Source organism: Aeromonas veronii, from assembly GCA_041319085.1.
GTDB lineage: Bacteria > Pseudomonadota > Gammaproteobacteria > Enterobacterales > Aeromonadaceae > Aeromonas > Aeromonas veronii_F.
This window is the reverse complement of record CP101033.1, coordinates 2,836,613-2,849,608: the sequence shown is the minus strand read 5'-3', so window position 1 is coordinate 2,849,608 and position 12,996 is coordinate 2,836,613. Positions and strand designations below refer to the sequence as shown.

The following is a 12,996-nucleotide window of genomic DNA, read 5'->3' as shown; positions in this document are numbered from 1 at the left end:
AGGATATGCCATGAAGCTGAGTCGACGCGACTTTATGAAGGCCAACGCGGTGGCAGCTGCCGCTGCCGTGGCCGGTGTCAGTGCCCCCACGCTGGCAGCCAATCTCATCACCAGTACCGACAAGACGGCCATCCATTGGGATAAGGCTCCCTGCCGCTTCTGCGGTACCGGCTGCTCCGTGCTGGTGGGCTCTCAGGATGGTCGGGTTGTGGCGACTCAGGGCGACCCCGATGCACCGGTCAACCGTGGCCTCAACTGCATCAAGGGCTACTTCCTCTCCAAGATCATGTATGGCCAGGATCGCCTGACCCAGCCGATGCTGCGGATGAAGAACGGCCAGTTTGACAAGGATGGCGACTTCGCCCCCATCAGCTGGGATCAGGCGTTCGACATCATGGCCGAGAAGTTCAAGGCCACCCTGAAAGAGAAGGGGCCAACCGCCGTCGGCATGTTCGGCTCCGGCCAGTGGACCGTCTGGGAAGGCTATGCCGCCGCCAAGCTGATGAAGGCCGGTTTCCGTACCAACAACATCGACCCCAATGCCCGTCACTGCATGGCCTCTGCGGTCGTCGGTTTCATGCGTACCTTCGGTATGGACGAGCCGATGGGTTGCTACGACGATATCGAGCAGGCCGATGCGTTCGTGCTGTGGGGCTCCAACATGGCCGAGATGCATCCCATCCTCTGGTCGCGGATGTCTGATCGCCGTCTCTCCAACCCGGATGTGCAGGTGCACGTGCTCTCCACCTTCGAGCACCGCAGCTTCGAGCTGGCGGACAACGGCATGGTGTTCACTCCGCAGACCGATCTGGCGATCCTCAACTATGTCGCCAACTACATCATCCAGAACGACAAGGTGAACTGGGACTTCGTCAACAAGCACACTGTGTTCAAAAAGGGGGTCACCGACATCGGTTACGGCCTGCGCCCGACCGATCCGCTGCAGCAGAAAGCGAAGAACCCGGACAGCGGCGACGCCACTCCGATGACCTTCGAGGAGTTTGCCAAGTTCGTGGCGGATTACGATGTGGAGTCGGTCTCCAAGCTCTCCGGCGTCTCCAAAGATAAGCTGGAAAAGCTGGCCAAGCTCTATGCCGACCCGGGCAAGAAGGTGGTCTCCTACTGGACCATGGGTTTCAACCAGCATACCCGTGGCGTCTGGGCCAACAATCTCTGCTACAACATCCACCTGCTGACCGGCAAGATCTCCGAGCCGGGTAATGGTCCTTTCTCACTGACCGGTCAGCCCTCTGCCTGTGGCACCGCGCGTGAAGTGGGTACCTTTGCTCACCGTCTGCCTGCCGACATGGTGGTGACCGAGCCCAAGCACCGCGCCATTGCCGAGCAGATCTGGAAACTGCCGGAGGGGACCATTCCCGACAAGGTGGGTTTCCACGCCGTGCTGCAAGATCGCATGCTCAAGGATGGCAAGCTCAACGCTTACTGGGTGATGTGTAACAACAACATGCAGGCCGGTCCCAACATGAATACCGATCGCCTGCCTGGCTATCGTGACCCGCGCAACTTCATCGTGGTCTCTGACCCGTACCCGACCGTCACCGCCCAGGCCGCTGACCTCATCCTGCCCACCGCCATGTGGGTGGAGAAAGAGGGGGCCTACGGTAACGCCGAGCGCCGCACCCAGTTCTGGCACCAGCAGGTGAAAGCGCCGGAAGGGGCCAAGTCCGACTTGTGGCAGCTGATGGAGTTCTCCAAGCGCTTCAAGGTTGAGGAGGTGTGGCCGGCTGAGCTGATTGCCAAGATGCCGGAAGTGAAGGGCAAAACCCTGTTCGACGTGCTCTATGCCAACGGTCAGGTAAACCAGTTCCCGAAAGAGCAGAGCAAAGGGCTGCTGAACGACGAGGCCGAGCACTTCGGGTTCTACGTTCAGAAAGGTCTGTTCGAGGAGTACGCCAGCTTCGGTCGCGGCCACGGTCACGATCTGGCACCGTTCGATCAGTACCACGAAGCGCGCGGTCTGCGCTGGCCGGTAGTCGATGGCAAAGAGACCCTGTGGCGCTATCGCGAAGGGTTCGACCCCTATGTGAAAGCGGGCGAGGGGGTGCGTTTTTATGGCAAGCCCGATGGCAAGGCGGTCATCTTCGCCCTGCCGTTCGAGCCCGCCGCCGAGTCGCCGGACCAAGAGTACGATCTGTGGCTCTCCACCGGTCGTGTGCTGGAACACTGGCACACCGGCACCATGACCCGTCGGGTGCCCGAGCTCTATCGCGCCTTTCCGGATGCGGTGCTGTTTATGCACCCGGATGATGCCAAGGCTCGCGGCGTGCGTCGTGGCGAAGAGGTGATCGTCTCCTCCCGCCGTGGCGAGGTGAAGACCCGTGTCGAGACCCGTGGTCGCAACCGTCCGCCGAAAGGACTGGTCTTCATGCCCTTCTTTGATGCCAGCCAGCTGGTCAACAAGCTGACCTTGGACGCCACCGATCCGCTCTCGAAAGAGACCGATTACAAGAAGTGCGCCGTCAAGGTGATGAAGGCTTAAGGCGGGGGAGTGCGAGATGAGTCGTAGTCGTCGCCAGTTTCTGGCCGACATGGCCAAGGGGGCCTGCGGTGTGGGCCTGCTTGGCGTGGGGCTCGGTGGCGTGGCACGCCAGCAGGTACAAGCTGTGCCTGCCCAGGCGCTGCGCCCGCCTGCCGCCCTCGATGAAGCAGAGTTTCTCGGCGCCTGCGTGCGTTGCGGGCTCTGCGTCGAGGCGTGCCCCTACGACACCCTCAAGCTCGCCCGGCTGTTTGACCCTGTGACCACCGGCACCCCCTATTTCAAGGCGCGTGCCGTGCCGTGCGAGATGTGTGATGACATCCCTTGTGTGGCGGCTTGTCCGAGCGGGGCGCTGGATCAGCAGATGACCGACATCGATCAGGCCCGGATGGGAGTGGCAGTGCTCATCGATCACGAGACCTGCCTCAACTATCTGGGTCTGCGCTGCGATGTCTGCTATCGGGTCTGTCCGCTGATTGACAAGGCGATCACCCTTGAGCTGCAACATAACCAGCGCACCGGCAAGCACGCCATGTTCCTGCCTACGGTACACAGCGATATCTGTACCGGCTGTGGCAAGTGCGAGCACGCCTGCGTGCTGGAGGAAGCGGCCATCAAGGTGGTGCCTCGCCAGCTCGCCAAGGGGGAGCTGGGTCATCACTACCGGCTCGGCTGGGAAGAGAAGGCCAAGGCGGGGAACAAGTCGCTCATCGGCGATAGGCTCACCCTGCCCACCCGCAAACCGGAGGGGTTATGAGTCGTTATCCGGGGGAAGAGGCTCGCATCAAGCTGGGGTGGTGGCGTTCCCACCGCTTCCTGCTGCTGCGTCGGCTGAGTCAATTCGGCGTGCTCGCGCTGTTTTTGCTGGGGCCGCTGGCGGGGATCTGGATCCTCAAGGGCAACCTCTCCAGCTCGCTGTTGCTGGAGACTTTGCCGCTGACCGATCCGCTGACCCTGCTGCAGTCGCTGGCGGCGGGCCACTGGCCCATCACCACCCTCTGGCTGGGGGCTATCATCGTGCTGGCCGGTTACTGGCTGGTCGGTGGGCGGGTGTTCTGCTCCTGGGTCTGTCCGGTCAACCTCATCACGGATGCGGCGGCCTGGCTCAGGGGGCGCCTTGGCCTCAAGGGCAATGGCCAGTTCAGCCGTGCGACCCGCTATTGGCTACTGGCCATGGTGCTGGTGGTGCCTGCGGTGGTCGGGGTGATGGCGTGGGAGCTGGTCAATCCGGTGTCGCTCGCCATGCGCGGTCTGCTGTTTGGCATGGGGGCGGGCTGGGCCCTGCTGGTGGCGCTGTTCCTGTTCGATCTGTTCGTTGTTGAGCGGGGCTGGTGTGGTCATCTCTGTCCGGTGGGGGCCTTCTATGCCCTGGTCAACCGGGTCGGGTTTATCAAGATTTCTGCCAAGGGGCGCGAGCGGTGCAACAACTGCATGGATTGTTATGCGGTCTGCCCGGAGCGTCCCATCCTGCGCGGGCCTGTTCACGGTGCCAAGCGCGGTCACGGGCCCTTGATTGCGGCTCAGGAGTGTACCAACTGCGGCCGCTGCATCGATGTCTGCGCGGAACAAGTTTTTGAAATCACTGTAGGTTTTGCCGTCAAGGCAGAAAAAACGTCGGAGAACAAATAATGAAAAAGCTGATTGGAGCAATGCTGGCCTGCCTGATGGCGGGATCCTTGATGGCCGCCGCCCCCGAGATCACCAACAGTACCGGTGGCCTCAAGTCCGAGCGTGGTGCCACCGATCTGGTGATCGAAGACACCGCTGCGCCGCTGAAAAATTTCCGCAAGGATGGCGCGCCCTATGATCGCCAGTACATGCATCAGCCGCCGCTGATCCCCCACGACATTCGCAACTACGAGGTGGATACCAAGGTCAACAAGTGCCTGGCCTGCCACAGCTTCAAGAATGCCAGTGCCATGAAGGCCCCCAAGATCAGTCCGACTCACTTCGAGACCCGCGACGGCCTGACCTTGGGTGAAGTCTCCCCCCGTCGCTACTTCTGCCTGCAGTGCCATGTGCCGCAAGCGGATGCCAAGCCGCTGGTGGAAAATACCTTTAAACCGGTTGAAGCGCTGAACTGAGGAATCCATAGATGAAATTACCCGGCTTTATCCAGCGTCTGTGGACCACCTTCAAGTCTCCGTCCAGGGCGGCCCTCTGGGTCATCCTGCTGATGGGCTTTTTCGGCGGCGTGATTTTCTGGGGTGGCTTCAACACCGCCATGGAGGCCTCCAACACCGAGAAGTTCTGTACCAGCTGTCACGAGATGAAGGACAACGTCTTCATGGAGTACCGAGACACCATCCACTACGCCAACCGCTCCGGCGTGCGGGCCAGCTGCCCGGATTGCCACGTGCCGCACGAGTGGACCTACAAGATCATCCGCAAGGTGCAGGCTTCCAAGGAGCTGTGGGGTATGATCACCGGCAAGGTGGATACCCGCGAGAAGTTCGAATCGCACCGGCGCGAGATGGCGGAGCGGGAGTGGCAGCGAATGAAAGAGACCGATTCGCGTGAGTGCCGCAACTGCCACAACTTCGAGTACATGGACTTCTCCCTGCAGGGGCAGCGCGCCGCCAAGATGCACTCGGCCAACCTCGGCAAGGAGGGGCAGGGCACCTGCATCGACTGTCACAAGGGGATTGCTCACCAGCTGCCCGACATGACCGGGGTTAAAGGGTTCTGATCCTGCGACGACAGGCCGGGTTACCCCGGCCTGCTTTTGTTCATATCTGGGACAAGCATTGAGATGTTTGTCTTTTAAATCCCATATCTCGTGAAACCTTTGATAGAATCAGCCCGCCGTCACACGCTTGAGCAAGTTGGTCACACCTGTCCGCGTCAGTTTCTGAGCCCTGACAGCTGGCCTCTCATACCCCTTATCTTCCTGCCTCGTTGACGGTCCATAGCCACAAGGAGCTGCCCGATGGGACAGAAAAAAAACGCATTTATTCCCCTCAAGATCGCTGTGCTGACGGTCTCCGACAGCCGCACCGCCGCCGATGACAGCTCGGGTGACTATCTGGTCTCGGCCCTCACCGATGCGGGCCATCAGCTGGCCGATCGGGCGCTCTGCCCGGACAACCTGTTTCGCATCCGGGCGCGGGTGAGCGAGTGGATCGCCGATGAAGGGGTGCAGGTGGTGCTGATCAATGGCGGCACTGGCTTCAATGAACAAAACCGGGTACCGGAAGCGGTCGGTGTGCTGTTCGAGCGCACCGTACAGGGCTTTGGCGAGATGTTCCGTCAGCTCTCTTTTGCCGAGATTAAAGGCTCCGCCATGCAGAGCCGTGCGCTGGCGGGACTCGCCAATCGCACTCTAATCTGCTGCCTGCCCGGCTCCACCGGCGCCTGCCAGCTGGGCTGGGAGCAACTGATCCGCGATCAGCTCGATGCCCGCACCAAGCCGTGCAACTTTGTCTCCCACCTCTGAGGGCCAACGATGAACCAGACCGATCCCAAGCAGACCCAGCCCAACCTGACGCATCTGAACCAGAGTGGCGAAGCCCATATGGTGGATGTGACCGACAAGCTGGTGACCGAGCGCGAAGCCCGTGCCGAGGCGTTTGTTGCCATGGCCCCCGAGACGCTGGCGCTGATCCTGAGCGGCCAGCACCACAAGGGTGACGTGTTTGCCACCGCCCGTATCGCCGGCATCATGGCCGCCAAGAAGACCTCCGATCTTATCCCCCTCTGCCATCCGCTGGCCTTGACCAAAGTCGAGGTGGAGATAGTGCCGCTGCCCGAGCAGCACAAGGTGCATATCCGTACTCTCTGCAAGCTATCAGGCAAGACTGGTGTCGAGATGGAGGCGCTGACCGCCGCGTCGGTTGCAGCGCTGACCATCTACGACATGTGCAAGGCGGTGCAAAAGGACATGGTGATCGAGCAGGTGCGACTGGTCGAGAAAAAGGGCGGCAAGTCCGGCCATTTTCAGCTGGGGTCAAATAGTGGGGAGCAAGCATGATCAAGGTACTGTTTTTTGCGCAAGTAAGAGAGCTGGTTGCCTGCGATGAGCTGAGCCTACCGTGCGACTACGCCACCGCCGAACAACTGCGCGCAGCGCTCTGTGAGCGCGGCGACAAGTGGGCGTTGGCGCTTGAAGCTGGCAAACTGCTGGTGGCGGTCAACCAGACCCTGGTGCCCCTCGATACCCCCATCAACGATGGCGATGAGGTGGCCTTCTTCCCGCCGGTGACCGGAGGTTAAGGATGAGCGAGATAATGACCGTGGATCGCACCACTGAGCTGTGCGGTGGTGACGAAGTGGCCTTCTTTCCTTTCTCTCCAGTAACGACCGGAGGCTGAGCCATGAACGACGTAGCCATCACAGATCGCATTGTGGTGCAGCGGGAGGATTTCTCGCTGGCGGACGAATATGCCCGCCTCGCCACCCGCCCAGACAGTGGCGCTATCGTCACCTTCGTTGGCAAGGTGCGCGACTTCAATCAGGGGGAGGAGGTGAAGGGGCTGGCCCTCGAGCACTACCCCGGAATGACCGAGAAGGCGCTGGCCGATATCGTGCAGGAGGCCCGTCGCCGCTGGCCGCTGCAGGAGTGTACCCTCATTCATCGTATCGGCGAGTTGTGGCTTGGCGATCAGATCGTGCTGGTGGCGGTGAGCAGTGCCCACCGCAACGCCGCCTTTGATGCCTGTCACTTCATCATGGATTTCTTGAAAACCCGGGCGCCGTTCTGGAAAAAAGAGCTGACCGCCGAGGGTGTGCAACGCTGGGTCGAGGCCAAGGAGAGCGATAACGCCGCCGCTGCCCGCTGGCAAGCCTGACCTGTTCATCACGAGGGGCGCAGGTTCAACGGGAACCACGGCCCCGTCAAGGGGCGCGGATGTGCGGGCCCCATCAGGAGAAAGGGAATGAAACCGCTGTTATCTGTTGTTATCGCAGGCATCTGCGCCGCCACCTTGCATACCGGTGCCGTTCAGGCCGATGAAGTGAAAGTGGCCGTGGCGGCCAACTTCAAGGGCACCATAGATCGTATCGGCAAGGAGTTCACCGCCAAGACCGGCCACACCCTGGCCATCTCGTCTGCCGCCACCGGAGTGCTCTACACCCAGATCAGTCACGGCGCACCGTTCGATCTCTTCCTCTCTGCCGATGCGGCGACCCCCGAGAAGCTGGAAAAAGAGGGCAAGGGGAGCGATCGCTTCACCTACGCCATCGGCCAGCTGGGGCTGTGGAAGAAAGGGGGGCCGGCCCCTGACGAGGCGACCCTGCGCAGTTGGAAAGGCAACCTTGCCATCGCCAATGCCCGTACCGCACCCTATGGTGCTGCCGCCATGGCGACCCTCACCCATCTCAAGATCGATCCCAAGCAGTACCGGTTGCTGACCGGCGCCAACATCGGCCAGACCTGGCAATTTGTCGACACCGGCAATGCCGAGCTGGGCTTTGTCGCCTGGGCCAATCTGGTGGAAGCGGGCAAGACTGGTGAAGCCTGGGCAGTGCCTGCGAGCTTCTATCCCCCCATCGAGCAGCAGGGGCTGGTATTGAAGAAAGGCGCCGCGGTCGAGGCGCTGGTGGCCTGGCTCAAGGGGCCGGGTCAGGCGCAGATTAAGGCAGCTGGTTATGCCTTGCCCCAATAAGGGGATGGGGCTGATGCGATACCCTGAGTGGTCGGCCTTCGGGTCGGCCACTCTTTGCAATAAGGATGGAGACCATGCCGTTGGGGGCACTTATCAACCGGGAGGTCGGCAATGAGTGAAGGGGATCTGCTGGCGGTCTGGCTCACCCTGAAGCTTGCGGCCTGCACCACAGCGATTTTGCTGTTGCTGGCACCGCCGCTCGCCTGGTGGCTGTCGCGCAGTCAGAACCGGCTGCGGCCGCTGGTGGAGGCGCTGGTGGCACTGCCGTTGGTGCTGCCTCCCACGGTACTGGGTTTTTATCTGCTGCTCGCCTTTTCCCCCGAATATGGTTTTGGCGCCTGGTGGCGCGACACCTTTGGCGCCCCGCTCGCCTTCAGCTTTCTCGGCCTGCTGTTTGCCTCCATCCTCTATTCGCTGCCGTTCGTGGTGCAGCCGCTCACCTCCGCCTTCGTCAACATGGGCAACAAGGAGCTGGAAGCTGCTGCGACCCTGGGGCTCGGCCCGCTGGAGCGCTTCTTCCACATCATCTTGCCGATGACCCTGCCCAGCTTCGTGATGGCGGCAGCGCTGGGCTTTGCCCACACCCTGGGGGAGTTTGGCGTGGTGCTGATGATTGGCGGCAATATCCCCGGCGAGACCCAGGTGCTTTCGATTGCCCTGTTTGATCATGTAGAGGCGATGGATTACCAGAACGCCCATATTCTGGCAGGCGGCTTGATGGTCTTCTCGCTGGTGATGCTGGTGCTGGTCTATGGTGTGCTGCAGCGCAGACAGCGGAGAGTGTTTGGATGAACCAGCCCGCCACTATGCCGCCTGTGAACGTGCCGCACCGCCATGCCTTGAGCCTCCATGCCCGGCGTGAGTTTGGCCCCTTTACCCTCGATTGCGCACTGGCCCTCGAGCTGGGGGGGATCCTCGGCCTGTTCGGCCCCTCCGGCTGCGGCAAGAGCACCCTGCTGCGCATCATCGCCGGGCTCGATCGCCAAAGCGGGGATCGCTTGTTGTGGCGCGATCGGGAGTATGCTCAACTTCTGCCCGAAGCGCGCCGGATCGGACTGGTGTTTCAGGACTCGCGGCTCTTCCCCCATCTGACGGTGCTCGGCAATCTGCAACTGGCGGCCCGCAAGGGGCGAGGGCGCTGGCAGCCCGAAGCGCTGGCGGCTCGGCTCGGTTTTGCCGATCTGCTGGGGCAACCTGCCCATGCCCTATCTGGCGGTCAACGCCAGCGGGTGGCATTGGGGCGGGCGCTGCTGGCCGAGCCTGATCTGCTGCTGCTCGATGAGCCTTTCTCGGCGCTCGATCGACGCAGCCGCATCCATCAGGCCCATGTGCTCAAAGGCTTGCAGCAGGAGAGCGGCATCCCGATGATCTTCGTCAGCCACGCGATGGAGGAGGTGAGCCTGCTCTGCGATCAGCTGGTGCTGCTGGAAAGTGGCAGGGTGGAGGCGCAAGGGCGGCCGAGCGAGATCTTCGCCCGTACCGACCTGTCACTCGCCAGCCGTGACGATGCCGGGGTGATGCTGGATGCGACCCTCTCTCACTACGATGATGACGAGCAGATGGCGACCCTGCAGCTTGGCGAGCAGCAGTTGCGGGTTACCATGACCCATGTGCCGGATGAGAGCGGCCCCTTGCAGATCAAGGTGGCGGGGCGCGATGTAGTGATCGCTACCGCCCCCATCGAGCACTCCAGTCTCTCCAACTGTCTCGTCACTCGCTTGCTGGCGGTGCGCGAGGTGCGCCCCGGCCAGACCCTGTTGCAGTTGGCGCTGGGTGAGCAGATACTGCTGGCCCGGATCACCAGCCGCTCCGCCAGGCGCCTGGCGCTGGCACCGGAGCAGCAGATCTACGCTTATATCAAGGCGGTGAGTCTGGTCAGCGAAGGCTGATTGGGCGCCGTGCTGATAACGTGGCAGGATGGCCACGGGCGACATAACAACAAGAGATGATTCAGGTGATGAGTCGAGAGGCAATACACTGATGCGCCGCAATCAGGTGATGAAATTCAACGGTCTTGCCCTGCGCAGCGCGGGGGAGGGCCCCTTGCTGTTGCTGCTGCATGGGTTGGGCTCCTCCAGCCTCGACTGGCAGGCGCAGATCGAACGGTTTTCCGAACACTACCGGGTGGTGGCACTGGATCTGCGCGGCCACGGCCAGAGCATGCAGGAGGGGCCGTTCGATGTGGCGACCCTGGCAGCCGATGTGGTGAACTGGCTCGACGAGCAGCCCGAGCCCGCCTGGGTCGTGGGATTGTCGCTCGGGGCCATGGTGGCGCTGGAGCTGGCGCTGCAACTGCCCCACAAGGTGCAGGGGCTGGTGCTGGTCAACGGTTTTAGCGAGTTTCTGCTGGAGACCCCCAAAGAGCAGGAGCGTTACGCCCAGCGCCTCAAGTGGCTGCGCTGGTTTGGCATGCGCCCGCTCGCCTGGTGGCTGGGACGCGAGCTCTTCCCGGGCCCGGATCTTGCGCAGGTGCGTCACACCTTCCGGCTGCGTTTCGTGCGCAATAAAAAGAAAACCTACAAGGCGCTGCTGGAGGCGTTACCCGGCTGGTCGGTACGCGCCCGGCTCGGCACCATCTGGCAGCCGGTGGCCATCATTTCCACCAGTCACGACTACCTGCCGCTGGCCAAACGGGTAGAGCAGTTTGCCGCCCTGCCCAACGCCACCATCCACACACCCAACGGCCACCACGCCTGGCCCGCGGAAGATCCCTCGGGCTTTAACCACCTGCTGCAGCGGATCCTCTCCACCCACTGAATGTGGGTCCGGGATACAAAAAAGCCGAACCACAGGGTTCGGCTTTTTTGTGGGTATCGCGCGGGTTTAAGGATGGGAGCAGACCGGACAGTCGGGGCGTTTGGGCAGCTTCATCTCGCGGAAGGTGCCGCTCAGGCCGTCGATCATCAGCAGGCGGCCGCTGTAGCTTTTGCCCATACCTGCTAGGAGCTTGATGGCTTCCAGTGCTTGCAGGCTGCCCACCAATCCCACCACGGGGGCGAGTACCCCCGCCTCGACGCAGGTGAGGGCCTGCTCGCCAAACAGGGCGCTGAGGCAGGCGTAGCAGGGCTCATCTTCCTGCCAGGTGAAGCTGCAGAGCTGCCCCTCCAGCCGGATGGCGGCGCCGCTGACCAGTGGCACGCCATGCTGGCGAGCCTTTTGATTCAGCATGTTGCGAATGGCCAGATTGTCGGTGCAGTCGAGTACCAGCTGATGCCGTGGCAGCAGGCTATCGAGCAGCGCCTCGTCGGCAACGGCAGCGTGGGTCTCCACGTTGAGCCAGGGGTTGAGGGCGCGCAGTGACCGGGCGGCAGAGTCCACCTTGTGGTGGCCGATCCGCTCATCGTTGTGCAGCACCTGACGCTGCAGGTTGGAGAGCTCCACCTTGTCGAAATCGACCAGGGTGAGCTGGCCAACCCCGGCCACCGCCAGATACTGGCTGGCGGCGCAACCAAGGCCACCGGCGCCGATCACCAGCACCCTGGCCTGCTTGAGCGCCTCCTGCCCCTCGAAGTCGAAGGATTTGAGGATGATCTGGCGGTTGTAGCGCAGCAGTTCGGCGTCGCTCAGGATCTCGCTCACAGCAGCAATCCCCCGAATGGCTCCACGGTCACCGTCTCGCCCGCGGCGACGCGGCCCCGTTCCCGTTCAAGAACGATGTAGCAGTTGGCTCGTGACAGGGAGCTGAACACGGCGGAGTCCTGCGAGCCGGTGCTGCGCACCTCGAGGCCATTTGGCCCCTGACTCAGAATGCCGCGCTGGAAGTCGAGTCGGCCGGGGCTCTTTTTGAGTAGCTCGGCCGCAATGGCTTGCAGCTGGAGCGGGCGCTCGAAGTGCTGACCCGCCAGCTTGGCCAGCGCCGGTTGCACCAGCTGATCGAAGGTGACCATGGCGGAGACCGGGTTGCCCGGCAGGCCGAAGAACCAGGCGCGGGGCAGGCGACCAAAGGCAAACGGCTTGCCCGGTTTGATGGCGAGCTTCCAGAAGCCAATCTCGCCGAGCTCGTCCAGCAACTGTTTGGTGAAGTCCGCTTCCCCCACCGATACGCCGCCGGTGGTGATCAGCACATCGGCCTCTTTATCGGCGCGGATAAAGGCGGCGCGTAGCTGGGCGGGATCGTCCGGGATGATGCCAAGGTCGAGGCAGTCGCAGCCCAGACGCGCCAGCATGGCCCGCACGCCATAGCGGTTGGAGTCATAGATATCGCCGTGGGCAAGCGGGGTGCCGACCGGTTTGAGCTCGTCACCAGTGCTGAAGATGGCCACTTTCAGTGGGCGGCGCACCGCGACGGTGGCCACGCCGAGGGAGGCCAGCAGTGGCATCTCTCTTGGGGTGAGGCGAGTACCGGCTGGCAGCACGCAGGCGCCCTTGCCGATATCGCTGCCGGCGCGGCGGATATTCTGGCCCGGTTCGGGTTGTGCCAGAAAAGTGATCCGATCGCCGTCGGCCTGCGTTTCTTCCTGCATCACCACCGCATCGGTACCTGGGGGGACCGGGGCGCCGGTCATGATCCGCACGCAGTGGCCAGCGGGCCACTCGCCCTGATAGGGCTTACCGGCAAAGGCCTTGCCCGCCATGATGAGCGGGGTGCCAGCAGCGAGATCGGCCAACCGCACGGCGTAACCGTCCATGGCGGAGTTGTCGAAGGGGGGCACGGCGAGGGGGGAGGCGATGTCGCTGGCCAGCACCCGGCCAAGGGCCTCTGGCAGGGGCAGCTGCTCGCTGTCGCAGCAGCAGGCGAGTTGTTCCAGCATCCCTTGCAGGGCATCGCTTAAGGGGAGTAGTCCGCTGGTATCAAATCCCATCGTCATGACCTCTTTCTATGATTGAAGGCGGGATTATCACAAAAATCCCCGGGGATGGGCAGGTTATCTCAAGGGAATCTCGAGGCAATTGGTG

At 62.4% G+C, this 12,996-nt stretch carries 15 protein-coding genes; 13 read left to right on the top strand and 2 right to left on the bottom strand.

Translation table 11 applies throughout. The annotated features are described in order from the left end of the window. Positions 1-10 precede the first annotated feature (10 nt). The 13 genes from napA to NMD14_13340 all read left to right on the top strand — a co-directional run bounded on the left by napA (position 11) and on the right by NMD14_13340 (position 10,857). A complete protein-coding gene (gene napA, locus NMD14_13400; protein ID XEI31769.1) occupies positions 11-2,500 on the top strand; it encodes a nitrate reductase catalytic subunit NapA in 2,490 nt (829 codons plus the stop codon). 16 nt (positions 2,501-2,516) lie between these two features. Further along, the gene (napG, locus tag NMD14_13395; GenBank protein XEI31768.1) at positions 2,517-3,254 is read left to right on the top strand and encodes a ferredoxin-type protein NapG; all 738 of its coding nucleotides are present in this window, start codon (positions 2,517-2,519) and stop codon (positions 3,252-3,254) included. Next, the gene (gene napH, locus NMD14_13390) at positions 3,251-4,126 is read left to right on the top strand and encodes a quinol dehydrogenase ferredoxin subunit NapH (protein ID XEI31767.1); all 876 of its coding nucleotides are present in this window, start codon (positions 3,251-3,253) and stop codon (positions 4,124-4,126) included. Before napG ends, napH begins: the two co-directional genes overlap by 4 nt. Beyond that, positions 4,126-4,581: a nitrate reductase cytochrome c-type subunit gene (locus NMD14_13385; GenBank protein XEI31766.1), complete on the top strand. Its 456-nt coding sequence runs from the start codon at positions 4,126-4,128 to the stop codon at positions 4,579-4,581. Before napH ends, NMD14_13385 begins: the two co-directional genes overlap by 1 nt. 11 nt (positions 4,582-4,592) lie before the next feature. Next, entirely contained in the window at positions 4,593-5,186 is a 594-nt protein-coding gene (locus NMD14_13380; protein ID XEI31765.1) for a cytochrome c3 family protein, read from the top strand. Between the two features lie 240 nt (positions 5,187-5,426). Continuing rightward, on the top strand, positions 5,427-5,933 hold the full coding sequence (gene moaB, locus NMD14_13375; protein ID XEI31764.1) for a molybdenum cofactor biosynthesis protein B: 507 nt from the start codon (positions 5,427-5,429) through the stop codon (positions 5,931-5,933). Positions 5,934-5,942: 9 nt separating this feature from the next. After that, positions 5,943-6,467, top strand: coding sequence for a cyclic pyranopterin monophosphate synthase MoaC (gene moaC, locus NMD14_13370; protein ID XEI31763.1), 525 nt, complete (start codon positions 5,943-5,945; stop codon positions 6,465-6,467). Continuing rightward, positions 6,464-6,709: a molybdopterin synthase sulfur carrier subunit gene (gene moaD, locus NMD14_13365; protein ID XEI31762.1), complete on the top strand. Its 246-nt coding sequence runs from the start codon at positions 6,464-6,466 to the stop codon at positions 6,707-6,709. The genes moaC and moaD overlap by 4 nt, the downstream gene beginning before the upstream one ends. Positions 6,710-6,810: 101 nt before the next feature. Beyond that, positions 6,811-7,284, top strand: a complete 474-nt coding sequence (gene moaE, locus NMD14_13360) for a molybdopterin synthase catalytic subunit MoaE (protein ID XEI31761.1) — start codon at positions 6,811-6,813, stop codon at positions 7,282-7,284. A gap of 87 nt (positions 7,285-7,371) precedes the next feature. Continuing rightward, positions 7,372-8,100 carry a molybdate ABC transporter substrate-binding protein gene (gene modA, locus NMD14_13355; protein XEI31760.1) on the top strand — a complete coding sequence of 243 codons (729 nt, stop codon included), beginning with the start codon at positions 7,372-7,374 and terminating at the stop codon, positions 8,098-8,100. Between the two features lie 111 nt (positions 8,101-8,211). After that, a complete protein-coding gene (modB, locus tag NMD14_13350; protein XEI31759.1) occupies positions 8,212-8,892 on the top strand; it encodes a molybdate ABC transporter permease subunit in 681 nt (226 codons plus the stop codon). After that, complete coding sequence (gene modC / locus NMD14_13345; GenBank protein ID XEI31758.1) at positions 8,889-9,989, top strand: molybdenum ABC transporter ATP-binding protein; 1,101 nt, start codon at positions 8,889-8,891, stop codon at positions 9,987-9,989. The genes modB and modC overlap by 4 nt, the downstream gene beginning before the upstream one ends. A gap of 91 nt (positions 9,990-10,080) precedes the next feature. After that, positions 10,081-10,857 (top strand): alpha/beta fold hydrolase, encoded by a 777-nt coding sequence (locus tag NMD14_13340; GenBank protein XEI31757.1) that lies wholly within the window; start codon positions 10,081-10,083, stop codon positions 10,855-10,857. Between the two features lie 66 nt (positions 10,858-10,923). On the opposite strand, the gene moeB is transcribed toward NMD14_13340, so the two are convergent. Both moeB and moeA read right to left on the bottom strand, forming a co-directional pair. Continuing rightward, entirely contained in the window at positions 10,924-11,679 is a 756-nt protein-coding gene (gene moeB / locus NMD14_13335) for a molybdopterin-synthase adenylyltransferase MoeB (GenBank protein XEI31756.1), read from the bottom strand. After that, complete coding sequence (gene moeA, locus NMD14_13330) at positions 11,676-12,908, bottom strand: molybdopterin molybdotransferase MoeA (GenBank protein XEI31755.1); 1,233 nt, start codon at positions 12,906-12,908, stop codon at positions 11,676-11,678. Before moeA ends, moeB begins: the two co-directional genes overlap by 4 nt. Between the last annotated feature and the right edge of the window lie 88 nt (positions 12,909-12,996).

What these genes read in the sequence shown, in the direction of transcription:
- napA (XEI31769.1), top strand. Translation starts at nt 11, where the DNA reads ATGAAGCTGAGTCGACGCGACTTTATGAAGGCCAACGCGGTGGCAGCT.
- napG (XEI31768.1), top strand. Translation starts at nt 2,517, where the DNA reads ATGAGTCGTAGTCGTCGCCAGTTTCTGGCCGACATGGCCAAGGGGGCC.
- napH (XEI31767.1), top strand. Translation starts at nt 3,251, where the DNA reads ATGAGTCGTTATCCGGGGGAAGAGGCTCGCATCAAGCTGGGGTGGTGG.
- NMD14_13385 (XEI31766.1), top strand. Translation starts at nt 4,126, where the DNA reads ATGAAAAAGCTGATTGGAGCAATGCTGGCCTGCCTGATGGCGGGATCC.
- NMD14_13380 (XEI31765.1), top strand. Translation starts at nt 4,593, where the DNA reads ATGAAATTACCCGGCTTTATCCAGCGTCTGTGGACCACCTTCAAGTCT.
- moaB (XEI31764.1), top strand. Translation starts at nt 5,427, where the DNA reads ATGGGACAGAAAAAAAACGCATTTATTCCCCTCAAGATCGCTGTGCTG.
- moaC (XEI31763.1), top strand. Translation starts at nt 5,943, where the DNA reads ATGAACCAGACCGATCCCAAGCAGACCCAGCCCAACCTGACGCATCTG.
- moaD (XEI31762.1), top strand. Translation starts at nt 6,464, where the DNA reads ATGATCAAGGTACTGTTTTTTGCGCAAGTAAGAGAGCTGGTTGCCTGC.
- moaE (XEI31761.1), top strand. Translation starts at nt 6,811, where the DNA reads ATGAACGACGTAGCCATCACAGATCGCATTGTGGTGCAGCGGGAGGAT.
- modA (XEI31760.1), top strand. Translation starts at nt 7,372, where the DNA reads ATGAAACCGCTGTTATCTGTTGTTATCGCAGGCATCTGCGCCGCCACC.
- modB (XEI31759.1), top strand. Translation starts at nt 8,212, where the DNA reads ATGAGTGAAGGGGATCTGCTGGCGGTCTGGCTCACCCTGAAGCTTGCG.
- modC (XEI31758.1), top strand. Translation starts at nt 8,889, where the DNA reads ATGAACCAGCCCGCCACTATGCCGCCTGTGAACGTGCCGCACCGCCAT.
- NMD14_13340 (XEI31757.1), top strand. Translation starts at nt 10,081, where the DNA reads ATGCGCCGCAATCAGGTGATGAAATTCAACGGTCTTGCCCTGCGCAGC.
- moeA (XEI31755.1), bottom strand. Translation starts at nt 12,908, where the DNA reads ATGACGATGGGATTTGATACCAGCGGACTACTCCCCTTAAGCGATGCC.